We start from the raw sequence: 21,158 nt of genomic DNA on the forward strand, positions 1-21,158 counted from the left end.
AGGTGTGGCAGCTCAGCGACTGCCGGTCACTGACCGAGCAGGGTCCGGATCTTCTGCGCGTAGCCGGCCACCGTGAAGTCGGGGCTGACGGAGTCCACCAGGATCAGGTGGTTGATTGTGTGGTTGACGCGCAGTGGCAGGAGCGCCTGGTACTCGGCGGAGTTGTACCAGGCCTTCGCGGTCTCCGCGTCCGGGAACTCGATCAGGACGGCCGAGCCCTCCCAGGAGCCCTCGATGACCTGCACCTCGGCGTCCAGGACGAGCCACTTGCCGCCGTACGCCCTGGTGGTGGCCTCCACCTGCTCCAGGTAACGCAGGGACTCCTCGGTCGGCACTCCGCCCGGGATACGCAGGTGGTTGATCAGATACGTGCTCATGTCTCACTCCTCTGAGGTGGTGGCTGCCAGTCGTATCAATACGACCGGTCGTCTTAGAACGGATAAACGTCGCGCCGTACGGGACAACGCGGACAATCACCGGTTGGACCCGACGAGGATCAGGTGAGGATCCGCGCCGTGGTGATCGAGAAGAACTCCTGGACGGCTGCCGGGTCACCGGATGCCTTCGCCCGCGCCGCCGCACCCTCGTAGCTGGAGACGACGAAGCCGGCGAGTTCCCGGGCCGGCTCGTTCCCGTGCAGCTCACCGGCAGCACGCGCCTGCTCGATCGCCACGGCGAGGGCGGCGACCCAGCGGCCGAAGCCGGCGTCGACCGCATCCCGGAGAACACCGCTGTGGGCCGGGATCTCGGTGGCGAAGTTGCCGAGCAGGCAACCCCGGTCACCCATGGTGTCACTGAGGCCGGTGATGAAGCGGAGATGATTGGTGATCCGCTCAAGTGGCGTGCCAGACTGCTTCTCGTCGAGCATCTCCAACCCCATCGCCGCGGAGTATCTCGCCACCGAGTCGAGGGCGAGGTCTTCCTTGCTGGCGAAGTGGTTGTAGAAGGTGCCCTTGGGCGCCCCGGCGGCGGCCACGATGTCCTGGACGCTCGTCCCGTTGTAGCCGCGCAGGTGGAACAGATCCAACGCGGCGTCGGACAGCCGCTGCCTGGTCCCGGCGGAGGCTTGCGACTTCGGTCGTGGCATCTCCTGGCACTCCTCTCCCCCGGCACTCCGGCTGGCTGACAGACACCACAATATGACCGGTCGTCTCGGAATGCCAGTCCTGTGACCACCGTCATCCCGCAGTACGGTGGAACGGCCATGAACCGGGATATCAGCGCGATCCGCCAGGAACTGCTGCGGCTGCGCGAGCAGACCGAGACTCAGGCCACCGTCCTGGCCAGCGACCTGCGAAGCCTCTTCGAGGCATCCCGGTCGTCCAACGCCGATGACGAACACGACCCCGAGGGCAGCACGATCGCCTTCGAACGCGCACAGCTCAGCGCCGTCCTGGACGCGGCCCGCCAACGCCTGGCCGAGCTGGACGTCGCGCTGCAACGGGTCGACGACGGCAGCTACGGCGTGTGCGAGCGGTGCTCCCGCCCGATTCCCGCCGAGCGGCTCGTCGCCCGCCCGTCAGCGCGTACGTGCGTCGCCTGCGCCGACCTGCGGTGACGGGGACTGTCGACCGCGAGGGCTACGGGCACCGTCGTACCCGGTGGTCAGCTGGCGCAACAACCTCCCGCGGGCGCGGCGTCGAGGGCGATGAGGCTGACCGGTGCGGACAGCAGCCCTCCGGAGATGCCGGTGGACAGTCCACGCCCCGTCGGCTCCGGCCCGCAGCAGTTGTCGCCGCTCGCCGAATCGGCGAGGTTGCTGTTGCAGACGCCGGTTTCGGGCAGGTCGAGCTGGACCTCGCGGGCGGCGACCCAGTCCCCGGCGAGAGCGGCGACGACGGAACGGACCTGCTCGTAGCCGGTAGCCATGAGGAAGGTCGGCGCCCGGCCGTAGGACTTCATGCCGACGGCGTAGTAGCCGCTCTCCGGGTGGGCGAGTTCGTCCACGCCGTGCGGAGGAACGGTGCCGCAGGAGTGCTCGTTGGGGTCGATCAGCGGGGCGAGCGCACGGGTTGCGCCCAGGACCGGGTCCAGGTCCAGCCGCAGCTCGGCGGCGATGGAGTGGTCGGGTCGGAAGCCCGTGGCGGCCACGATGCGGTCGACGGTGATCGACTCGTTGGCGCCGTCGGCGTGCCGCACGACCACGCTCACCCGCCCGTCGGTCGGGGCGAGCGCGTGCACGGAGAACCCGGTGAGCAGCCGGATCCGTCCGGCGTCGACGTGCGCACGCAGCCGTGCGCCGAGCGCCCCGCGCGCCGGCAGGGCGTCAGCGTCCCCTCCACCGTAGGTGCGCGTCGGCGAGGCGGTGCGGATTGCCCAGGTCACCTCGATGCCAGGCTCTGCGGCGGACAGCTCCGCGAGGGACAGCAGGGTGTTCGCGGCCGAGTGGCCGGCGCCCACGACGAGGGTGTGCCGGCCGGCGAACCGGTCCCGGTCGGCACCGAGCACGTCCGGCAACGCGTGCTCCAGGTATGCCACCACGTCGGCCTCTCCCCTCGCGGGCAGGCCCGACGCACCGAGGACGTTCGGCGTACGCCAGGTGCCGGAGGCGTCGATGACGGCGCGGGCGAGCAGTTCGTCGCCGTCGTCGAGGCGGAGCAGGAACGGTGCGGTGTCACGTCCGGCGGTACGCAGCCGGTCGAGACCGAGGCGGCTGATCGCCTCGACGCGCGCCCCGTACCGCAGGTGTGGCTTGAGCTGCGGCAGCTCCGCCAGGGGCTGGAGGTAGTCGCCGACCAGCTCCGCGCCGGTGGGCAGGGCCTCCGGGTCGGGGCCGACCCAACCGGCCTCGTCGAGGAGCCGACGGGCGGCCGGGTCGATGTTGTAGCGCCACGGCGAGAAGACGCGCACGTGCCCCCACTGGCGTACGGCGGCACCCGGGGTGTCGCCGGCTTCGAGGACGGTGAAGGGCAGGCCGCGCTCGTGCAGGTGCGCGGCGGCGGCGAGACCGGTCGGGCCGGCGCCGATGACGACGACCGGAAGGCTGTCCAGAGCGTTCATCAGGTGGCTCCTCGATGTGGTTGCGGGCTCGTCAGGTGATGGTGGGGCTGCGGCGTTCCAGCAGAACGACGTCGCGCCAGCGGTCGTGGTGACGACCAACCCGCTCGCGTACGCCGATCACGCGGAACCCGGCCCGCTGGTGCAGCGTCAGGCTGGCGGTGTTCTCCGGGAAGACTCCGGACTGGATCGTCCAGATGCCGGCGGCCTCGGTGGAGGCGATCAGCGCGTCGAGCAGCAGTCGGGCGATGCCACGACCCTGGGCCGCCGGGTCCACGTAGACGGAGTGTTCGACCACTCCGGCGTAGACCGCGCGGGTCGAGGTCGGCGACACGGCGATCCAGCCGAGGACCGCCCCGTCGTGGTCGGCGGCCACGAAACGGTGCGCGGTCAGGCGCGTGGTGTCGAACGCCGCCCAGGTTGGCGCGGTGATCTCGAAGCTGGCATCGCCGGCGTCCAGGCCGGCCTGGTAGATCGCCAGGACCCGGTCGGCGTCGGCGTCGGCCATCGGGCGCACTGTGATGTCGGCCATCAGCGGGCTTCCTTCCGGAAGAGTTCAGGCGGCTGTCTTGACGTCCGTCGAATCAGACAGTTGCACACTGATTAGATAGGTGTCAACCTAGAGCAATGTCGAATCAAGCAGCGCCGGACTGCTGCCCCCCGCTGACCGAGCGGCGCGTACCGGCCGAAGCCGCTGCGGTGCTCGCGCCCGCGTTCAAGGCGCTCGGCGACCCGGTACGGCTGCAACTGATGTCGATGATCGCCTCCGCCGAGAGCGGCGAGATCTGCGTCTGCGACCTGACCCCCGCGTTCGACCTGACCGGCCCGACCATCTCGCACCACCTCAGGACACTGCGCGAAGCGGGGCTGGTCGACGCCGAGCGCCGGGGCACCTGGGTCTACTACCGCGCCAGGCCGGCCGTCCTGGGCCAGCTCGCCGCACTCCTCACCGTGGCACCGGCACCCCACGAGGACGGGACGTCCCTCCTCCGTCCCACCCAGTCAGTCGACCGACGGCAGTGCCCGTGAGCACCGCCATTCAGAGCGACCCGGCCGAGAGCGCCGTCGTCGGCCGTCTCTTCCGACTCGACCAGTTCCTACCGGTCTGGATCGGATTGGCGATGGTCGCCGGCCTGCTCCTCGGTCGCCTGATTCCCGGCCTGAACAGCGCGCTGGACTCGGTGGCGGTCGGCGGGATCTCGCTGCCGATCGCGATCGGCCTGCTGATCATGATGTACCCGGTGCTGGCGAAGGTCCGCTACGACCGGCTCGACACCGTCACCAGCGACCGCCGACTGCTGATCTCCTCGCTGGTCCTCAACTGGCTCATCGGCCCCGCCCTGATGTTCGCCCTGGCCTGGATCTTCCTGGCCGACCAGCCCGCGTACCGCACCGGCCTGATCATCGTTGGTCTGGCCCGCTGCATCGCCATGGTCATCATCTGGAACGACCTCGCCTGCGGTGACCGGGAGGCCGCCGCCGTCCTGGTCGCGCTCAACTCGGTCTTCCAGGTCGTCGCCTTCGGTCTGCTCGGCTGGTTCTACCTCTCCGTACTCCCCCAGTGGCTGGGGTTGTCCGGCGCCGAGTTGACGATCTCGGCCTGGGACATCGCCCGCAACGTGCTCATCTTCCTCGGCATCCCACTGCTCGCCGGCTACCTCACCCGTCGCCTCGGCGAGCGCGCCAGGGGCCGCGACTGGTACGAGGCCCGCTTCCTGCCCAGAATCGGCCCCGCAGCCCTCTACGGGCTGCTGTTCACGATCGTGATCCTGTTCGCCCTGCAGGGAGACGCCATCACCAGCCGACCCCTGGACGTCGTGCGCATCGCGCTGCCCCTGCTCGTGTACTTCGCCCTCATGTGGGCCGGGTCCTACGCTCTCGGCCGGGCCATCGGTCTCGGCTACGAGCGCACCACCACCCTGGCCTTCACCGCGGCCGGCAACAACTTCGAACTCGCCATCGCCGTCGCGATCGGCACCTTCGGCGTCGCCTCCGGTCAGGCCCTCGCCGGGGTGGTCGGCCCGCTGATCGAGGTGCCCGTCCTGGTCGGACTGGTCTACGTCTCGCTGTGGGCACGCCGCCGGTTCTTCACCACCCCTTGATCGAGAGGCACCACCATGAGTGACAAGACCAGCGTCCTGTTCGTCTGCGTCCACAACGCCGGCCGTTCCCAGATGGCCGCCGGCTGGCTACGCCACCTCGCCGGCGACACCGTCGAGGTCCGCTCGGCGGGCTCCGCACCGGCCGAGACGATCAACCCCGCGGTCGCGCAGGCCATGCGGGAGGTCGGCATCGACATCACCGACCAGACCCCCAAACTTCTGGAGTACGCGACCGCGGAGTCCTCCGACGTCATCGTGACGATGGGCTGCGGCGACACCTGCCCGGTCTTCCCCGGCAAGCGCTACGAGGACTGGAAGCTCGACGACCCGGCCGGCAAGGGCGTCGACGCCGTCCGCCCCATCCGCGACGAGATCCGGGGCCGGGTGGAGAAGCTCCTCGCCGAACTCAACCCCGCCGAAGGGCGCCACTGGCGATCCCCGGTGTCCTGAACACTATCGGCGGAGGCGAACCCTCCTACGAAGAGGACGCACGTCGTGGCGCAACCGCGACCTAGAGTCGGTCGCCAGTCCGCCCATCTCGGGGAACCAACGTCTTCACTTCTGCAACATGATCGATGCGGCGTCCGCCACGACACCCAACGACCAGTCGAGCTGACGGCATGTGCCCTGATTCGCGCACTCAAGGCAGCCGCCTGAACGCCACGGCCGGTCAAGTAGCCGAGTCCAGTGAGCATCAAGGGTCCTCATCGCGGCGAACAGCTCGTCTGCCCGACTCACAGGTTCATCGATCGGCACGGCAAGCACCCTCCCGCGATCACAACGTTGGCCCCACCTGGGGGCAGAGACCATGGGTCGTGCTCCCCAGGTGGGTGTGCGGCCGAGGACCCAGGAGTTTGCCGAAACCAGGGAAACCGGCCAAGCTGCAACCTATTCCAACTTGTAGGAGCAGGTCAAGGTATCTCATGGAACTTGTTGGAACAGGTCTACCCGTGATCAGATTGGACTGCCGAAACCAGGGAACCCTACGGAGCTCGATCCATGCCGACCGAACGAGTGGACTACCGGCGCATCGCCAACGAGATCGCGGGAAAGATCAAGTCTGGTGAGCTTGCTCCGGGCGAGAAGCTGCCGTCCACCCGTGAGCTGGCCGAGCAGTACGGCGTACACATCTCGACCATCAACCGGGTCATGACGATCCTCAAGGACCGCGAGTTGGTCGAGGGCCACCCAGGCAAAGGTGTCTACGTCGCAGAAGTCGAGAGCTGAACGCGCCGCCTCCTCGATCAGGTGATGAGAAGTAGGTCAACGCCGTTGTATCAGGCAAGCGGCAGTCGGGCGACGCCGCGCCCCTGGGCGGCCGGGTCCACGTAGATGGAGTGTTCGACCAGGCCCGCCGATGATCTCGGCCATCGGCGGGTTCCTTTCCGGTCGTGGGACAGCTACCGCGACTGGGCAGGGGCCTCAACGGGCCCCGGCGTAGACAGCGCGGTCGCCGAGTTCCTCCTCGATGCGAATGAGCTGGTTGTACTTGGCCGTGCGGTCCGAGCGCGACAGCGAGCCGGTCTTGATCTGGCCGCAGCCGACGCCCACGGCCAGGTCGGCGATGGTGGTGTCCTCGGTCTCGCCGGAGCGGTGCGACATCACCACCCGGTAGCCCGCCTTGTGGGCGGCGTCCACCGTCGCGAGGGTCTCGGTGAGCGTGCCGATCTGGTTGACCTTGACCAGGATCGCGTTGGCGTAGCCGCCCTCGATCCCGTCGCGCAGCCGGTCGACGTCGGTGCAGAAGACGTCGTCGCCGACCAGCTGCACCCGCTCCCCCGCCAGCCCGGTCAGCCGCTTCCACCCGGCGATGTCGTCCTCGGCCATCGGGTCCTCGACCGAGCTGATCGGGTACCGGGAGACCAGGTCGAGCAGGTAGTCGACGTGCTCTTCGACGCCGCGCTGCCGCCCCTCGCCGACATAGTCGTAGACGCCGTTGCGGAAGAACTCCGAGCTGGCCGGATCGAGGCAGATCGTCAGGTCGGTGCCGGGCTCGTAGCCGGCGTCCTCGATGGCGCGCAGCACGAAACGCAGCGCCTCGTCGGCATCCGTGACGTTCGGCGCGAAGCCGCCCTCGTCACCGACGTTGGTGCTGTGCCCGGCCGCCGCCAGGGACGCCCGGAGGGTGTGGAAGACCTCCGACCCCATCCGGACCGCCTCGGCGAACGTCTGCGCCCCGACCGGAGCGATCATGAACTCCTGGAAGTCCAGCGGGTTGTCGGCGTGCGCGCCGCCGTTGATGATGTTCATCATCGGCACCGGCAGCAGCCGGGCACCCACCCCACCGACGTAGCGGTAGAGCGGCTGCCGGTGCGCCAGCGCCGCCGCCTTGGCCGTCGCCAGGGACACCGCGAGGATCGCGTTTGCGCCCAGTCGACCCTTGTCCGTCGAAGCGTCGAGCGCGATCATCGTCTCGTCGATCAGCGCCTGGTCCTCCGCGTCGAGCCCGATCACCGCGTCGGCGATCGCACCGTTCACGGCGGCGACCGCCGTCGTGACGCCCCTGCCGTGGAAGCGCGTGGGGTCCCCGTCGCGCAGCTCGACCGCCTCGTTCGTCCCCGTCGACGCCCCGGAGGGTACGGCCGCGCGCCCGGTCGAACCGTCCGTGAGCACCACGTCGGCCTCCACTGTCGGGTTGCCCCTGCTGTCGAGGATCTGCCGACCCCGTACCCGGCTGATTGCCGTCATCACACACTCCCTGCTCACGATGCCTTTTCGCAGCCAGACTGGCAGGAAACGGCGGTCCTGGCACCGCGACGATGGACACGTTGACCCGTACCCCGGGGTGCGGGTTTAGGGTCGCGGGATGCGGGTGGGTGAACTGGCACGGCGGACCGGAACGACGGTCCGGGCCTTGCGGTACTACGAGTCGGCCGGGCTGGTCGTGCCGCGACGGCTGGGCAACGGCTATCGCGAGTACGACCCGATCGCGGTGCGGCTGGTGGCCCAGATCCGCGAGCTGATGGCGCTCGGCCTCACCGTCGAGGAGACCCGCCCGTTCGTCGAGTCGATCGCCGGCGGTGCCGACGACACCGACGTGTGCGCGGCGGCGGTGGCCACGTACCGCAGCACCATCACCAACCTGCAGGAACGGATCGGCAGGTTGACCGCCCAGCGGAACGCGCTGGACGCGCGCCTCGACGCCACCGCGACCCAGGTCGTCCCCGGCGGCGCGGGGGTCGGCGTCGACCCCGCCGCGCTGGTCGGGACCAGCCTGCCGCCCCTGTCCTTCTACGGCACCGACGGCCGCCCGGTCGATCTCGGCGCGCTCGGCGCCGGGCGCAGCGTCATCTTCGTCTACCCCCTGACCGGGCGGCCGGGCGTCGACCTGCCCAACGGGCTGCTGGAGGTCCACGGCGCCCGGGGCAGCACCGAGCAGGCCGCCTGGTTCCGCGACCACCACGCGGAACTCCGCTCGGCCGGCGCGGCCCGGGTGTACGGCCTGTCCGCGCAGTCGACCGGATACCAGCGGGAACTCGCACACCGGCTGCGGCTGCCCTACCCGCTGATCCCCGACCCGCGGCTGACCCTGGCCGCCGCCCTGCGGCTGCCGACCCGCACCGCCGGGGACATGACGCTCTACGAGCGGTTGACCCTGATCATCGCCAACGGCGAGGTGGAACACGTCTTCCACCCGATCCCGGACCCGGCGTCGCACCCCCTGCACGTCATGCGGTGGCTCACCAAGCGACGCCGGGCCCCGGGATCGGTCGCCGCCTGGACGAGTGAGTCCTAACCCTGGCTCGGGCTGTTTGCGCAGCCGACGGTGACCGCCTGTCACCTTTGTGGGGGCGGATGTGGTAGTGAGCGGTATACCTCAGAGTCATATTCATACCTCTGGGGTATACCGCTCACCAGCACATCGACATGGCGGGCTAGAAGTCGTCGTCGAAGGCGACAGTGCCGGCCACCCCGACCTGGTACGCCGAGACGCGCCGCTCGAAGAAGTTGGACAGCTCCTGCACGTCCTGCAACTCCATGAAGGCGAACGGGTTGCTCGACCCGTAGTGCGGGGCGATGCCGAGCTGGGCCAGGCGGCGGTCGGCGACGTGCTGGAGATACTCCCGCATGTCGGCCAACGTCAGGCCGGGCACCCCGTGGCCCACCAGGTCCTCGGCGAACTGCACCTCACACTCGACGGCCTCGGCGAGCATCTGCCGCACCTGGTCGGCGAGGTCGTCATCGAACAGGTCCGGCTCCTCGGCGCGGACGGTGTCGACGACGTCGAACGCGAACGCCATGTGCATCGACTCGTCGCGGAACACCCAGTTGGTGCCGGAGGCGAGACCGTGCAGCAGGCCACGGGAGCGCAGGAAGTAGACGTACGCGAACGCGCCGTAGAAGAACAGCCCCTCGATGCAGGCGGCGAAGCAGATCAGGTTGAGCAGGAACGTCCGGCGGTCGTTCCGGGTCCGCAGCTCCCGCAGGTCGTTCAACGAGTCGATCCAGCGGAAGCAGAACTCGGCCTTACGGCGGATCGACGGGATGTTCTCGATGGCCGCGAAGGCGGCGAACCGTTCGGTCTCGTCCGGCACGTACGTGTCGAGCAGGTTCAGGTAGAACTGGACGTGCACGGCCTCCTCGAACAGCTGCCGGGACAGGTAGAGGCGACCCTCGGGGCTGTTGACGTGCTGGTAGAGGTTGAGCACCAGGTTGTTGGCGACGATCGTGTCGCCGGTGGCGAAGAACGCCACCAGGCGGCCGACCAGGTGCCGCTCGGCCGGGGACAGCTTGTCCAGGTCGGCGAGGTCGGCGTGCAGGTCCACCTCCTCGACCGTCCAGGTGTTGCGGATGGCGTCGCGGAACCGGTCGAAGAAGTGCGGGTAGCGCATTGGGCGGAGGGTGAGGTCCATCCCGGGGTCGAGCAGCATGTGCGTGGTCCTCGTGTCTGGGGTGGTGGGGTCGGCGGGGGTCACTGGCAGGCCTCGCACGACTCGGGGTTCTCCAGCGAGCAGGCCAGCGCCTCCGCGTCGGCCGTCACCGGGGCGACGACCGATACGGTGGCCTGCTGGATCCGGGTGGCGGGGCGGGAGCGCAGGTAGTAGGTGGACTTCAGCCCGGCCTTCCAGGCGTACAGGTACATCGACGAGAGCTTGCCGATGGTCGGTGCGGCCAGGAACAGGTTCAGCGACTGGGACTGGTCGATGAACGGGGCGCGGGCGGCGGCCAGGTCGATCAAAGCGCGCTGCGGCAGCTCCCAGGCGGTGCGGAACAACTCGCGGACGCCGGCCGGCAGCTCGGCGATGTCCTGCACCGACCCCTCCGCCCGCTTGATCGCCGACCGGATCCGGTCGGTCCACAGGCCACGGGCCTTCAGCTCGCGTACCAGGGCGGTGTTGACCTGGAGGAACTCCCCCGACAGGGTCTCGCGCTTGAACAGGTTCGACACCTGCGGCTCGATGCACTCGTAGCATCCGGCGATCGAGGCGATGGTGGCGGTCGGGGCGACCGCCACCAGCAGCGAGTTGCGCAGCCCGTCCGCCTCGATCCGGCGGCGCAGCGCGTCCCACCGGGCGGTCTGCGTGCCCTGGACACCCCACAGGTCGGGCTGCAACCGGCCGCGTGCGGCGCGGGTCTGCCCGTACGCCGGGTGCGCGCCGAAGTCGCGCGCCAGGTCGGCGGAGGTCTCCAGCGCGGTCAGGTACAGCTCCTCGCTGATCCGGGTGGACAGCTCCCGGGCAGCCGGGGAGTCGAACGGCAGCCGCAGCGCGAAGAAGACGTCCTGCAGACCCATCAGCCCGAGCCCGACCGGCCGCCAGCGCGGGTTGCTCGCCGCCGCCTGCGCGGTCGGGTAGTAGTTGATGTCGATGACCCGGTCGAGGAAGGTGACTGCGGTACGGACCGTGGCGCGCAGCCGCTCCCAGTCGATGCCGCCGTCGGTGAGGTGGGCGGCGAGGTTCACCGAGCCGAGGTTGCACACGGCGGTCTCGGCGTCACTGGACACCTCGATGATCTCGGTGCACAGGTTGGACAGGTGCACCACGTTGCCGTCCTCGGCGGTCTGGTTGCACAGCCGGTTCGCGGCGTCCTTGAAGGTCATCCACCCGTTGCCGGTCTGGGCCAGGGTGCGCATCATCTTCCCGTACAGCTCCCGCGCCGGGACCTGCCGCACGTAGCGGCCCTGCGCCTCGGCCTCCCGGTACGCGGCGTCGAACCGCTCGCCCCACAGGTCGGGCAGTTCGGGCACCTCGTGCGGGTCGAACAGCGACCACGTCTCGTCGGCCTCGACCCGGCGCATGAACTCGTCCGGGATCCAGTTGGCCAGGTTCAGGTTGTGGGTGCGCCGGGCGTCCTCGCCGGTGTTGTCCCGCAGTTGCAGGAACTCCTCGATGTCCGGGTGCCACGGCTCCAGGTAGACGCAGGCCGCGCCCTTGCGCCGGCCGCCCTGGTTGACCGCGGCGACGCTCGCGTCCAACGTGCGCAGCCACGGCACGATCCCGTTGGACTGCCCGTTGGTGCCGCGGATCAGCGCGCCCCGGGACCGGACCCGGGAGTACGCGATGCCGATGCCGCCGGCGAACTTGGACAGGTTGGCGACCTGGGCGTACCGCTGGTAGATGGAGTCCAACTCGTCGCGGGGGGAGTCGACCAGGTAGCAGGAGGACATCTGGGTGTGTCGGGTGCCGGAGTTGAACAGCGTCGGTGAGCTGGGCAGATAGGCCAGGCTGGACATCAGTCGGTAGAAGCCGACCGCCTCGTCCGGCGTCTGGGACAGCCCGCAGGCCACCCGCAACAGCCAGTACTGCGGGGTCTCCAGCACCAGCCGGCTGGTGGGGTGCCGCAGCAGGTACCTGTCGTACACCGTGCGCAGGCCGAAGTACTCGAATCGCCGGTCGCCGGCCGGATCGACGGCGTCGTCGAGCATCGGGGCGTGCGCGGCCACGAACGCGGCGGTGTCGTCGCCGATCAGGCCCTCGGCGTGGCCGGTCCGGATCGCCGCGCTGAACGAGGTGACGCCCTGCCGACGCACCTCCTTGTCGACGTAGCCGGACAGCAGCCGGGCGGCGAGGCGAGAGTACTGCGGTTCCTCACCGATCATCTCGGCCGCGGTCTGGATGGAGAGCCGGTCCAGCTCGGCCGTCGTCGCGCCGTCGTACAGGCCGCTGATCGTGCGGGTGGCGACGCGCATCGGGTCGACGTCGGTCAGGTCGTCGGCCCACCGCTCGACCGCCCGGACGATCTTGTTCAGTTCCACCGATTCGGTGGTGCCGTTGCGCTTGCGAACCTGCATCGGCGTCCGCCGCACGGCCGCGTCGCCGCCTGCCGGGACTACCTCGGTGACTGTCACCACTCACTCCTCGCGAGTTCGAGACCTGATGGCCCCTCGGACGCGTGGAGACAGACACCGGCGGACGCCACGCCGGCACGGCGTGGGTCAGATGGCGTCAGCCGTCCCACGCGGCCTCGGACCGCCGCCCACCCGGGTGCGGGTACGCGGCGCGCTGGCAGGTCTTCGGACTCGCGGGCACGACCGGTTGGCCGGTCTCCTACTGGCCGTCGCTTCCCGGGCCGCTTCGTGGCCCAGTGCTGATGACGGCTGTCGTTCCCACTCACCGCTGCGGGACAGTCCCGGATTCACACCGGGTTCCCTCTTGCCTCGACCGCTCGGGATGAGCGGCCGAACCAGCTGCGTCCGACACCATATATAGGGACGCTGCCGTTGTCACACCCCACATGTCGGTCCCGGGTGTGTCGACGGCGGTGCCCGTGATGGTCGTCACCGGCTTCGACAACCAGGCCGAGCCGCGCCGACGCGCGACCGGCCGACGCCCGCGCGGAACGCGGCGACCGAGCGGGTGTCGACATTCGGAAAGGTGTGATGTATTAAGTCTTTAGATGTAAAGACCCCTACCCATAACCGGCCGTCAATGCAAGTATCCGGAGTGGACATCCAATCTTCTGGGCCACTCTCCGCTTCCGGCACCGTCGTCCCCATCGGGCTGGGAGCGCCTTGGCAGCCCACGAGCCGAGGAGGAGCCGCCACCCGTTGAGGGTGCCCACCAGCGCGACGAACCTCGCCGCCCCTGCGGTCGGGCCGGTGGACCGGGCACGGCGGTCGAGAGGACGGCTCGACGACGAATCCTTACCACGAAAAAAACATTAGATGTCTTTGATTCCTGGGTGATCGACGTCGTTGACGCGTCGGATTGGCCCTCCGTATACTCCCAGAGATCATCTGATCTTTAGCCTAGCCGGGCGAGGAGCGCATGCCGCAGATCACCGCCGTCACCGTCGAGGACGTTCGCTTTCCCACCTCCCTGACCGCTGACGGCTCCGACGCCATGAACAAGGACGGCGACTACTCGGCGGCCTACGTCGTCCTGCACACCGACGGCGTCGACAGCACCGGTGCGCCACTCGCGGGCCACGGCCTGACCTTCACCATCGGCCGAGGCAACGACATCGTCGTCGCGGCGGCCGTCCACCAGGCACGGCGCCTCGTGGGCGTGGACGTCGCGACAATGGCGGCGGACATGGGCGCGGTCTACCGCCTGCTCACCTCCGACTCCCAACTGCGGTGGCTCGGCCCGGAGAAGGGCGTCGTCCACCTGTCGCTGGCCGCCGTGCTGAACGCGTCGTGGGACCTGGTCGCCCGGGTCGCCGGCAAGCCGCTGTGGCGGCTGCTCGTCGACATGTCCCCCGAGCAACTCGTCGACATCGCGGACCTGCGCTACCTGTCCGACGCGCTGACCCGGGACGAGGCACTGTCCATCCTGCGCGCCAAGGAGAGCACGAAGGCCGCCCGTCTCGCCGAGCTCGACCGGACCGGCTACCCCGCCTACACCACCTCGGCCGGCTGGCTCGGCTACGGCGACGACAAGCTGCGCCGGCTGTGCCAGGAGGCGGTGGACAGCGGCTACGGCTACGTCAAGCTCAAGGTGGGCGCCAACCTCGACGACGACATCCGCCGGTGCGGCATCGCCCGGGAGATCCTCGGCCCGGAGCGCAACCTGATGATCGACGCCAACCAGGTGTGGGACGTCGGCCAGGCCATCGAGTGGGTCAAGGCGCTCGCGCAGTTCGAGCCACTGTGGATCGAGGAGCCCACCAGCCCCGACGACATCCTGGGCCACGCCGCCGTCCGCCGCGCCGTCGCGCCGATCGGAGTCGCCACCGGCGAGCACTGCCACAACCGGGTGATGTTCAAGCAGTTGTTCCAGGCCGAGGCCATCGACTTCTGCCAACTGGACACCGGCAGGCTGGCCAGCATCAACGAGATCGTCGCCGTGCTGCTGCTCGCCGCGAAGTTCGACATCCCCGTGTGCCCCCACGCCGGCGGTGTCGGGCTGTGTGAGATGGTCCAACACGTCTCGGTGCTCGACTACGTCGCGATCTCGGGAGATCTCACCAACCGGGTCACCGAGTTCGTCGACCACCTGCACGAGCACTTCACCGACCCGTGCGTCATCCAGGACACCGGCTCGGGCAGCGGTTACGTCCTGCCCCGCCAGCCCGGCTACTCCACGCGGATGCACCCCGAGTCGGTCGAGCTCTACCGGTTTCCCGACGGTCACTACTGGGCGGCGACAGACCCGACTACGGTGTCAGTTTCGGAGCCGTACGTGATCGCGGGTGGGGCGGCCACCCCCGCCGGCCGCTAGGGGGATGTCATGTCGCGCACCGACGAGGTCGTGAACGGCATCAAGCGGATGATCCTCGAAGGGCATTTCAAGCCCGGGGACCGACTGCCCATCGAGAAGGACCTCGCCGAGTCGCTCGGCGTCTCACGGGGCTCGCTGCGCGAGGGGATGTCGGCTCTGTCGATCCTCGGCATCGTCAACATCCGCCAGGGTGACGGCACCTACGTCACCAACCTCGACGCGCCGCAACTGCTGGCCCCGATGGGCTTCGTCGTCGACTTTCAGGGTCAGGGCGACCCACGGCACGTCCACATCGTCCGGCGGCTGCTGGAATGCGAGGCCGCCCGCCTGGCGGCGACCAGGATCACCGACGAGGCCCTCGCCCAGGCGGGGGAACTACTCGACGAGGCGGCTCGGATCGCCGGTCGGTCGCCGCAGGAGCACGAACGGATCATGGAGATCGACATCGCGTTCCACCGGATCATCGCGCTGCACGCCGACAATCCGGTGCTCGTCGGTCTGATCGAGGCGTTCGCCGGGCGCACTCTGCGCGGGCGGCTCTGGCGGAGCCTGCACGAGGAGGGCGCGGACCGGCGTACCCACGACGAGCACGTCGCGATCCTGAAGGCCCTCGTGGCCCGCGACCCGGAGCGCGCCCGGATCCGCATGGCCAACCACCTGATCGGGGTGGAGGAAGCGCTGCACGGGCAACCCGACGACGGTGAGGCCAACGCCGAGCCGGCACGGTTCTGAGCGCCCGCCCCGGCGTACGCCGGGCCGCTTCGCACCCGCCTGCGGCCCGGCGGCTCCGGGGCGCGCCCCCGATCGCGTGATCGCGCGCGCCCCGGTCGACGAGTTCAGCGTTCGTCCCGCTCTGCGCCGGTGCTCCCGGTCATCGCCGCGACCAGGTCGTCGGTGGTGACCTCGTCGGCGCGTAGCCGGGCCGCCCGACGGCCGAGCCGCAGCACCTCGACCCGGTCGGCGATCTCGAGCACCTGCGGCATGTTGTGGCTCACCAACACCACCGACATGCCGGCGTCGCGGGCCCGCCGGACGACGTCGAGCACCCGCCCGGTCTGGACGACACCGAGCGCCGCGGTCGGCTCGTCGAGGATGACCACGTTGGTCGCCCAGATGATGGCGCGGGCCACCGCGACGCACTGTCGCTGCCCACCGGACAACATCGCGATCGGGGTGGTGACCCGGGGGATCCGCACTCCCAGTTCGTCGAGGGCCGCGGCGGCGCCCTGCCGCATGGCGCGCTTGTCCAGCAACCCCAGCCGGCCGAGCGGTCCCGAGCGCAGGATCTCCCGACCGAGGTACAGGTTGGCGGCCACGCTCAGGTCGTCGGCGACGGCCAGGTCCTGGTAGACGGTCTCCACCCCCGCGCGCCGGGCGTCGACCGGCGTGGAGAACTGGACGGGACGACCATCCACCCGGATCTCGCCCTCGTCGGGCGGGTGCACACCGGACAGCGTCTTGATCAGGGTGCTCTTTCCGGCGCCGTTGTCGCCGATCAGCGCGACCACCTCACCCCGGTGGACCGTGAAGTCGGCGCCGCGCAGCGCCTCGACGTGCCCGAACCGCTTGACGATGCCACGGGCTTCGAGGACCGGCGGTTCGTCGGCGGTCGGTTGCTTGTCGCTCTCGGCGGTGGCCGTCGGGGTCGCGCCCATCACTGCACCGGGGGGTTGGCGCAACTCGGCTCGAGCACCGCCTTGATCTCCGCGGAGTCGATGTTCTCCTTGGTGACGAACGTGACGCCGGTGTCGGCAGACGCCAGCGGCGCCTTGTCCCGCAGGTGCTTCACCATCTTGTCGACGCCGAAGTAGCCCATCTTGAACGGGTTCTGCACGACCAGCGCCGAGATCTGGCCGCTGCGCACTCCGGCGATCTCGTCCGGGGCGGCGTCCCACCCGATGATGACCACCTTGCCGGACTTCCCGGCCGCCTGGATGGCCTGCGCGGCGCCGAGCACGCTCGGCTCGTTGGCCGCGAAGATGCCGGCGAGGTTGGGGTTGGCGGTGAGGATGTTCTCGGTGACGCGTCGTGCCTCGTTGACGTCGCTGCGGCTGGGCTGCTGGCCGACCAGCTTCAGGTTGGGATACTGGGCGAGGCCGGCCTTGAAGCCGTCCACCCGCTCGGTGTTGGTCTGCGACCCCGGCTGGAACTCGACGAGCGCCACCTGGTGGTTGCCGGGACCGAGTTCGGTGGCGAGCAACTTCGCCGCCTCGGTGGCCGACGCACGGTTGTCGGTGGCGAAGAGCGGCACGTTCGACGGCTGCGGGCTGGTGCCAGAGTCGATCATCGCGACCGGGATCTTCGCGGCGAGCGCCTGGTCGGTGGCGGGCGCCAGCGCACTGGAGTCGGTCGCCGCGTACACGATGCCGTCGACCTTTTTGGTGACGAAGTTCTGGATCAGGTTGACCTGGCCCTCGACATCGGTCTCGGTGGTCACCCCGTCCCACTGGACGGTGACGTCCCCCGCGCGCTGCGCGGCGCACTCCGCGCCCGCCTTCACGGTGTTCCAGTAGTCGGCACCGACGGCCTTCGGCACGACGGCGAGCTTCAACGGGCCGCTCGCGTCCTTCGTCGCGCCGTCGCCCCCGTCGCGGACCTCGACCCCGCCGCAGGCGCTGAGCAGAGCGGTCGCCGCGGCCGCGGCCAGAACGGCTCGTACACCCAGGATCGACCGTCGCGTCCGCCGGCTGGTGGTGGTGTGCGCCATGGTGTGTGTCCTCTCTCGTTCGGAGTCTCGGAATGGCATGTCAACCCCGTGATTCCAGCCGCCGGCGGCGGTACTGGTCGAAGTAGACGGCGGCCCAGATGATCAGGCCGACGATCACCTGTTGGTAGTGGATGCTGATGTCGAGCAGGACGGCGCCGTTGCGCACCAGGGCGATGAGGAACGCGCCGATGATGGTCCCGACGATCCGGCCCTGGCCACCGAAGAGACTCGCGCCGCCGATGACCGCGGCAGCGATGACATCGAGCTCCAACGAGATCCCGTAGTTCGGCTGGCCGGAGTTGACCCGGGAGGCGGCGATCATGCCGCCCAGCCCGACCAGCACGCCCGCCAGCACGTACACCCCGGTCAGGTGGCGCCCCACCCGGACGCCGGAGCGGCGAGCCGCCTCCAGGTTGGAGCCCATCGCGTAGGTGTACTGGCCGAAGCGGGTCTGGGACAGCAGGAAGGCGACCCCGACCGCGACCAGGATGGTGATCAACACGGCGAACGGAATGCCGAGCAGCTCCCCGTTACCGAGCAACTGGAAGGAGCGGGGCAGACCGTAGACGCCGACCGCGCCGGTGATGATGAAGACGAGACCGCGGCCCACGGACATCGTGCCCAGCGTCGCGATGAACGGCGGGATCCGGGCCACTGTCACCAGCAGCCCGTTCAGCAGGCCGGCCAGCGCGCCGACGCCGATCGCGACCACCGTCGCGGCCCAGAGCGAGAAGCCGAGGTCGCGGACGACCATCGCCCCCGCGACGCCGGCGAGCGCCGCGACCGACCCCACGGAAAGGTCGATGCCCTTCGTGATGATGACCATCGTCTGCGCCGTGGCGATGATGGCGATCACCGCGGTCTGCGCCCCGATGTTGAAGAGGTTGTCCGCCGTCAGGAAATAAGGGCTGGCGAAGGTCAACACGACGAACAGGACGACGAGCGCGGTCGCGGCGGTCAACTCGGAGACGGCGTGGGAGATCCGTTCGCGGAACCAGTCGCTGAGTTCGCCGCGCTGCGTGCCGACGGATGCCTCGGCGGTACTCATCGTCGGATCTGACCTCCCCAAGCGTGGCGCCGGTGCGCTACGGGGGGAATCCCCGGCGAGCCGGCCACCTCTGAGCCACCGAGCCTCCTCGGCAGGGGGCGCGGGCTCGTGCCCACAACCACCCGTCGAGATAGGTCGGATGTTTCCCTCGATCAGGCGTTACCTTGCCACGCATTGACTCATGTTGCCAAGGTCTTACGGGGATGTTGTCGTCGTGACCCGGCGCGGATGCGGCATACGTCTGATCAAACTGGCACAACCCGCGTCCCGTCGACAGGCCCGGCCCGAACTGCGGCCCGTCAGTCGGCGCCGCCGCGGCGTCACGCAGCGTCCAGCCGGTACGCCCGGCGGGCCGTCCGCCGCCAGATCGCCGCCCGCTCGTCGTCGCTCAGCGGGTCCAGCAGTTCGGTGAGGACCTCAACCCAGCGTGCGTACGAGGAGGCGAGCAGACACACCGGCCAGTCCGAGCCGAACATCAGCCGGTCCGGGCCAAACGCGTCGAGCGCGTGCTCGACGGCGGGCCGAAGGTCCGCCGCCGTCCACGAGGGGCCGTCCACCTCGGTCACCAGACCGGAGAGCTTCGCCGTCGTGTTGGGCTCGGCGGCGAGCGCCCGCAGGTCGCGCGGCCAGTCGCCGAGGCCGGCGTGCCCGAGCGAGGGCTTGCCGAGGTGGTCCAGGACGAACCGCATCTCGGGCAGGTCGCGGACGAGCCGGGTGGCCGCCGGCAGCTGGTGGTCGCGTACCAGTAGGTCGAAGGCGAGGCCAGCGGCGCCGACCGCGGCGATGCCCCGCCGGACGTCCGGGCGGTCGAGGTACGCCGGGTCAGGCTCGGACTGGACGAGATCACGAATGCCCACCAGTCGCTCTCCGCCGCGGGCCGCCCGGAGCCGGTCGAGGCGATCGCCGACGTTGTCGGCAGTGAGGTCGACCCAGCCGACGACACCGGCGATGAGGGGGTCGTCGGCCGCGATGCCCAGCAGCTCGGGCGTCTCCGTCCGGACGGCGACGGACTGCACCACGACGGTCTGGGTGACCCCGGCGGCTCGGGCCGCCGGGGCGAGATCGAGCGGGGTGAAGTCGCTGTCGATCGCGGCCATTGTGTGCGGATCGATCCAGGGCTGCGGATGCCGCGCCCGGACCCAGAGATGGTGGTGCGCGTCGACGATGCCCTGGCCCGGCGCAGCCTCGGTGGTCGTCATCGGACACGTCCTGGCATGCTCACGTACACTCCCCCACCCCGCCCAGTCATTGGTCAGATGTCCGGGTCGGCTCGGTGCTTCGGAACCGATCCGGCAGTTGGACCATGTTAGCGGTAACAGGACGCCTGTGGGGCCGCCGAGCGCGTGCCTCGGCGCAACCAAGCATCATATCTTTGGAATTCAGCCTTGTCGATACTATCGCGCGCCGTGGGCTGACACCGCCACCCGTGGGGCCGGGTTGACCGTCTGCGGCGGCACCGATACCGTCGACCCACTATCTGCGGCGACGCGAGGGAAGCCGGTGTGAATCCGGCGCGGTCGCGCCACTGTAAGCGGTCCCAGCCTCAACGGGGCCGCGAGCCAGGACGCTCGGTCGTCCGCAGCCTTGCGATGGGGACGCGTCATCCCCGGGGAGGTTCGTGTTCTCATGTCTGCTTCCACGTCCAGCCAGCCGTTGGTGCATCCCGCTGGCAACACCCGTCTGCTGTGGACCGTCCTGGCCACCGTCGTACTGCTCAGCCTGCTGGCCTACCTCGTCGCCTTCGATCAGGGAGCAGTCTCGCGCAGCGGGACGTACCTGCACGAGCTGATGCACGACGGCCGGCACCTGCTGGGTGTCCCGTGCCACTGACGTCCACCACCGCTCCACCGTTCGTCACCGTCCTCGTCCGCGGGTTGCTCGCCGGCCTGATCGCGGGCCTCCTCGCCGGGGCGTTCGCCTACGTCGCCGGCGAACCGCACGTCGAGGCGGCCATCGCGATCGAGGAGGCGGCGACGCACGCCGAGCCCGCGGCCGGCGGGCACGATCACGAGGACGCCCTGGTCAGCCGCACCGGTCAGCGCGGAGGCTTGTTCCTGGCCACCAGCCTGTTCGGCGCCGCGATGGGTGGCCTGCTGGCCACCGCGTACGTCCTGCTGTCCCGCCGGCGGCGGACCTACGACGACGGCCGCTCGGGCCTGCTGCTGGCCGGCGCGGCGCTGCTCGGCGCGGTGATCGTGCCGTTCCTGAAGTATCCGGCGAACCCGCCGGCCGTTGGCGACCCGGCCACCATCGACGAGCGCACCGTCACCTACCTGCTGATGGTGGTGCTCGGCCTGGTGGCGGTGTGGGCCGGCTCCCTCGGTTATCGGGCGGTCGGCGGCACGGCACCGACGTGGCAGCGCGCCGCCGCGGCCACCGGCGGGTTCCTACTGGTCGCCGTGGTGTCCTCGGTGGTGATGCCCTCCTTCCAGGAGGTCCCGGAGGACTTCCCGGCGGCCCTGCTGTGGGACTTCCGGCTGGCCTCGCTCGGCACGCAGGTGGTGCTCTGGACCGGGATCGGCCTGCTGTTCGCGGCCCTGATGCACCACGACCTGCGCCGCCGGACCGCCACCGCGCTGCCGGGCACGTGACCCCCACCAGCCTCCGGCTGGTCGCCCACGGTCACACCGCCGCCCTGCGTCGGGCCCGCCCCCGCAACCCCCGGCGGCCAGCCACGACGGCACGGCGGAGTGGCCCGGGCA

At 69.8% G+C, this 21,158-nt stretch carries 21 protein-coding genes and 2 riboswitches; of the genes, 10 read left to right on the forward strand and 11 right to left on the reverse strand.

Features of this window, described 5'->3' with window-relative positions:
- Positions 1 to 26: 26 nt before the first annotated feature.
- Positions 27 to 377: a DUF1330 domain-containing protein gene (locus ABZU25_RS23625; RefSeq protein ID WP_355031539.1), complete on the reverse strand. Its 351-nt coding sequence runs from the start codon at positions 375 to 377 to the stop codon at positions 27 to 29.
- Positions 378 to 496: 119 nt separating this feature from the next.
- A complete protein-coding gene (locus ABZU25_RS23630) occupies positions 497 to 1,087 on the reverse strand; it encodes a TetR/AcrR family transcriptional regulator (protein ID WP_355031540.1) in 591 nt (196 codons plus the stop codon).
- A gap of 117 nt (positions 1,088 to 1,204) precedes the next feature.
- Between ABZU25_RS23630 and ABZU25_RS23635 the strand changes: the two genes are divergently transcribed.
- Positions 1,205 to 1,558, forward strand: a complete 354-nt coding sequence (locus ABZU25_RS23635) for a TraR/DksA C4-type zinc finger protein (RefSeq protein ID WP_355031541.1) — start codon at positions 1,205 to 1,207, stop codon at positions 1,556 to 1,558.
- Positions 1,559 to 1,605: 47 nt separating this feature from the next.
- On the opposite strand, the gene ABZU25_RS23640 is transcribed toward ABZU25_RS23635, so the two are convergent.
- Positions 1,606 to 3,000: an FAD-dependent oxidoreductase gene (locus ABZU25_RS23640; protein ID WP_355031542.1), complete on the reverse strand. Its 1,395-nt coding sequence runs from the start codon at positions 2,998 to 3,000 to the stop codon at positions 1,606 to 1,608.
- Between the two features lie 31 nt (positions 3,001 to 3,031).
- Positions 3,032 to 3,529 (reverse strand): N-acetyltransferase family protein, encoded by a 498-nt coding sequence (locus ABZU25_RS23645; RefSeq protein WP_355031543.1) that lies wholly within the window; start codon positions 3,527 to 3,529, stop codon positions 3,032 to 3,034.
- A 95-nt stretch (positions 3,530 to 3,624) separates the two neighbouring features.
- On the opposite strand from ABZU25_RS23645, the gene ABZU25_RS23650 reads away from it, so the two are divergent.
- From ABZU25_RS23650 to ABZU25_RS23665, 4 genes are all read left to right on the forward strand, one after another.
- A complete protein-coding gene (locus ABZU25_RS23650; RefSeq protein ID WP_355031544.1) occupies positions 3,625 to 4,026 on the forward strand; it encodes a metalloregulator ArsR/SmtB family transcription factor in 402 nt (133 codons plus the stop codon).
- Entirely contained in the window at positions 4,023 to 5,099 is a 1,077-nt protein-coding gene (gene arsB, locus ABZU25_RS23655; protein ID WP_355031545.1) for an ACR3 family arsenite efflux transporter, read from the forward strand. Before ABZU25_RS23650 ends, arsB begins: the two co-directional genes overlap by 4 nt.
- 15 nt (positions 5,100 to 5,114) lie before the next feature.
- Positions 5,115 to 5,549: an arsenate reductase ArsC gene (locus tag ABZU25_RS23660; RefSeq protein ID WP_355031546.1), complete on the forward strand. Its 435-nt coding sequence runs from the start codon at positions 5,115 to 5,117 to the stop codon at positions 5,547 to 5,549.
- Between the two features lie 549 nt (positions 5,550 to 6,098).
- Positions 6,099 to 6,326 (forward strand): winged helix-turn-helix domain-containing protein, encoded by a 228-nt coding sequence (locus tag ABZU25_RS23665; RefSeq protein WP_355031547.1) that lies wholly within the window; start codon positions 6,099 to 6,101, stop codon positions 6,324 to 6,326.
- Between the two features lie 195 nt (positions 6,327 to 6,521).
- Here the strand turns inward: ABZU25_RS23665 and eno are convergent, their stop codons facing one another.
- A complete protein-coding gene (gene eno, locus ABZU25_RS23670; protein WP_355031548.1) occupies positions 6,522 to 7,787 on the reverse strand; it encodes a phosphopyruvate hydratase in 1,266 nt (421 codons plus the stop codon).
- 118 nt (positions 7,788 to 7,905) lie between these two features.
- On the opposite strand from eno, the gene ABZU25_RS23675 reads away from it, so the two are divergent.
- Positions 7,906 to 8,835 (forward strand): MerR family transcriptional regulator, encoded by a 930-nt coding sequence (locus tag ABZU25_RS23675; RefSeq protein ID WP_355031549.1) that lies wholly within the window; start codon positions 7,906 to 7,908, stop codon positions 8,833 to 8,835.
- Positions 8,836 to 8,974: 139 nt separating this feature from the next.
- Here the strand turns inward: ABZU25_RS23675 and ABZU25_RS23680 are convergent, their stop codons facing one another.
- On the reverse strand, positions 8,975 to 9,970 hold the full coding sequence (locus ABZU25_RS23680; RefSeq protein WP_355031550.1) for a ribonucleotide-diphosphate reductase subunit beta: 996 nt from the start codon (positions 9,968 to 9,970) through the stop codon (positions 8,975 to 8,977).
- A 41-nt stretch (positions 9,971 to 10,011) separates the two neighbouring features.
- Entirely contained in the window at positions 10,012 to 12,330 is a 2,319-nt protein-coding gene (locus tag ABZU25_RS23685) for a ribonucleoside-diphosphate reductase subunit alpha (protein WP_355031561.1), read from the reverse strand.
- Positions 12,331 to 12,525: 195 nt separating this feature from the next.
- Positions 12,526 to 12,742, reverse strand: a riboswitch (cobalamin riboswitch).
- 564 nt (positions 12,743 to 13,306) lie between these two features.
- On the opposite strand from ABZU25_RS23685, the gene ABZU25_RS23690 reads away from it, so the two are divergent.
- On the forward strand, positions 13,307 to 14,701 hold the full coding sequence (locus ABZU25_RS23690; protein WP_355031551.1) for an L-fuconate dehydratase: 1,395 nt from the start codon (positions 13,307 to 13,309) through the stop codon (positions 14,699 to 14,701).
- A 9-nt stretch (positions 14,702 to 14,710) separates the two neighbouring features.
- On the forward strand, positions 14,711 to 15,433 hold the full coding sequence (locus ABZU25_RS23695) for a FadR/GntR family transcriptional regulator (protein WP_355031552.1): 723 nt from the start codon (positions 14,711 to 14,713) through the stop codon (positions 15,431 to 15,433).
- A 104-nt stretch (positions 15,434 to 15,537) separates the two neighbouring features.
- Here ABZU25_RS23695 and ABZU25_RS23700 read toward each other — a convergent pair whose 3' ends face one another.
- The 4 genes from ABZU25_RS23700 to ABZU25_RS23715 all read right to left on the reverse strand — a co-directional run bounded on the left by ABZU25_RS23700 (position 15,538) and on the right by ABZU25_RS23715 (position 19,655).
- On the reverse strand, positions 15,538 to 16,356 hold the full coding sequence (locus tag ABZU25_RS23700; protein ID WP_355031553.1) for an ATP-binding cassette domain-containing protein: 819 nt from the start codon (positions 16,354 to 16,356) through the stop codon (positions 15,538 to 15,540).
- Complete coding sequence (locus tag ABZU25_RS23705; protein ID WP_355031554.1) at positions 16,356 to 17,408, reverse strand: ABC transporter substrate-binding protein; 1,053 nt, start codon at positions 17,406 to 17,408, stop codon at positions 16,356 to 16,358. The genes ABZU25_RS23700 and ABZU25_RS23705 overlap by 1 nt, the downstream gene beginning before the upstream one ends.
- Before the next feature lie 40 nt (positions 17,409 to 17,448).
- Positions 17,449 to 18,456, reverse strand: coding sequence for an ABC transporter permease (locus ABZU25_RS23710; RefSeq protein ID WP_355031555.1), 1,008 nt, complete (start codon positions 18,454 to 18,456; stop codon positions 17,449 to 17,451).
- A gap of 320 nt (positions 18,457 to 18,776) precedes the next feature.
- Complete coding sequence (locus ABZU25_RS23715) at positions 18,777 to 19,655, reverse strand: amidohydrolase family protein (protein WP_355031556.1); 879 nt, start codon at positions 19,653 to 19,655, stop codon at positions 18,777 to 18,779.
- 241 nt (positions 19,656 to 19,896) lie between these two features.
- Positions 19,897 to 20,048: riboswitch (cobalamin riboswitch) on the forward strand.
- A 34-nt stretch (positions 20,049 to 20,082) separates the two neighbouring features.
- Here ABZU25_RS23715 and ABZU25_RS23720 point away from each other — a divergent pair.
- Together ABZU25_RS23720 and ABZU25_RS23725 are read left to right on the forward strand one after the other, a co-directional pair.
- On the forward strand, positions 20,083 to 20,286 hold the full coding sequence (locus tag ABZU25_RS23720; RefSeq protein WP_355031557.1) for a CbtB domain-containing protein: 204 nt from the start codon (positions 20,083 to 20,085) through the stop codon (positions 20,284 to 20,286).
- On the forward strand, positions 20,277 to 21,047 hold the full coding sequence (locus ABZU25_RS23725; protein ID WP_355031558.1) for a CbtA family protein: 771 nt from the start codon (positions 20,277 to 20,279) through the stop codon (positions 21,045 to 21,047). Before ABZU25_RS23720 ends, ABZU25_RS23725 begins: the two co-directional genes overlap by 10 nt.
- The last annotated feature ends 111 nt before the right edge of the window (positions 21,048 to 21,158 follow it).

Origin of the sequence: Micromonospora sp. NPDC005215 (genome assembly GCF_040607915.1) — a bacterium.
Classification (GTDB): domain Bacteria; phylum Actinomycetota; class Actinomycetes; order Mycobacteriales; family Micromonosporaceae; genus Micromonospora.

Excerpts from the sequence above, each read along its gene's own strand:
- ABZU25_RS23635 (WP_355031541.1), top strand. The coding sequence starts at position 1,205 with ATGAACCGGGATATCAGCGCGATCCGCCAGGAACTGCTGCGGCTGCGC.
- ABZU25_RS23645 (WP_355031543.1), bottom strand. The coding sequence starts at position 3,529 with ATGGCCGACATCACAGTGCGCCCGATGGCCGACGCCGACGCCGACCGG.
- ABZU25_RS23660 (WP_355031546.1), top strand. The coding sequence starts at position 5,115 with ATGAGTGACAAGACCAGCGTCCTGTTCGTCTGCGTCCACAACGCCGGC.
- ABZU25_RS23710 (WP_355031555.1), bottom strand. The coding sequence starts at position 18,456 with ATGAGTACCGCCGAGGCATCCGTCGGCACGCAGCGCGGCGAACTCAGC.
- ABZU25_RS23705 (WP_355031554.1), bottom strand. The coding sequence starts at position 17,408 with ATGGCGCACACCACCACCAGCCGGCGGACGCGACGGTCGATCCTGGGT.
- ABZU25_RS23720 (WP_355031557.1), top strand. The coding sequence starts at position 20,083 with ATGTCTGCTTCCACGTCCAGCCAGCCGTTGGTGCATCCCGCTGGCAAC.
- ABZU25_RS23625 (WP_355031539.1), bottom strand. The coding sequence starts at position 377 with ATGAGCACGTATCTGATCAACCACCTGCGTATCCCGGGCGGAGTGCCG.
- ABZU25_RS23685 (WP_355031561.1), bottom strand. The coding sequence starts at position 12,330 with ATGCAGGTTCGCAAGCGCAACGGCACCACCGAATCGGTGGAACTGAAC.
- ABZU25_RS23700 (WP_355031553.1), bottom strand. The coding sequence starts at position 16,356 with ATGGGCGCGACCCCGACGGCCACCGCCGAGAGCGACAAGCAACCGACC.
- ABZU25_RS23640 (WP_355031542.1), bottom strand. The coding sequence starts at position 3,000 with ATGAACGCTCTGGACAGCCTTCCGGTCGTCGTCATCGGCGCCGGCCCG.
- ABZU25_RS23715 (WP_355031556.1), bottom strand. The coding sequence starts at position 19,655 with ATGACGACCACCGAGGCTGCGCCGGGCCAGGGCATCGTCGACGCGCAC.
- eno (WP_355031548.1), bottom strand. The coding sequence starts at position 7,787 with ATGACGGCAATCAGCCGGGTACGGGGTCGGCAGATCCTCGACAGCAGG.
- ABZU25_RS23665 (WP_355031547.1), top strand. The coding sequence starts at position 6,099 with ATGCCGACCGAACGAGTGGACTACCGGCGCATCGCCAACGAGATCGCG.
- ABZU25_RS23690 (WP_355031551.1), top strand. The coding sequence starts at position 13,307 with ATGCCGCAGATCACCGCCGTCACCGTCGAGGACGTTCGCTTTCCCACC.
- ABZU25_RS23650 (WP_355031544.1), top strand. The coding sequence starts at position 3,625 with ATGTCGAATCAAGCAGCGCCGGACTGCTGCCCCCCGCTGACCGAGCGG.
- ABZU25_RS23695 (WP_355031552.1), top strand. The coding sequence starts at position 14,711 with ATGTCGCGCACCGACGAGGTCGTGAACGGCATCAAGCGGATGATCCTC.
- ABZU25_RS23675 (WP_355031549.1), top strand. The coding sequence starts at position 7,906 with ATGCGGGTGGGTGAACTGGCACGGCGGACCGGAACGACGGTCCGGGCC.
- ABZU25_RS23630 (WP_355031540.1), bottom strand. The coding sequence starts at position 1,087 with ATGCCACGACCGAAGTCGCAAGCCTCCGCCGGGACCAGGCAGCGGCTG.
- ABZU25_RS23680 (WP_355031550.1), bottom strand. The coding sequence starts at position 9,970 with ATGCTGCTCGACCCCGGGATGGACCTCACCCTCCGCCCAATGCGCTAC.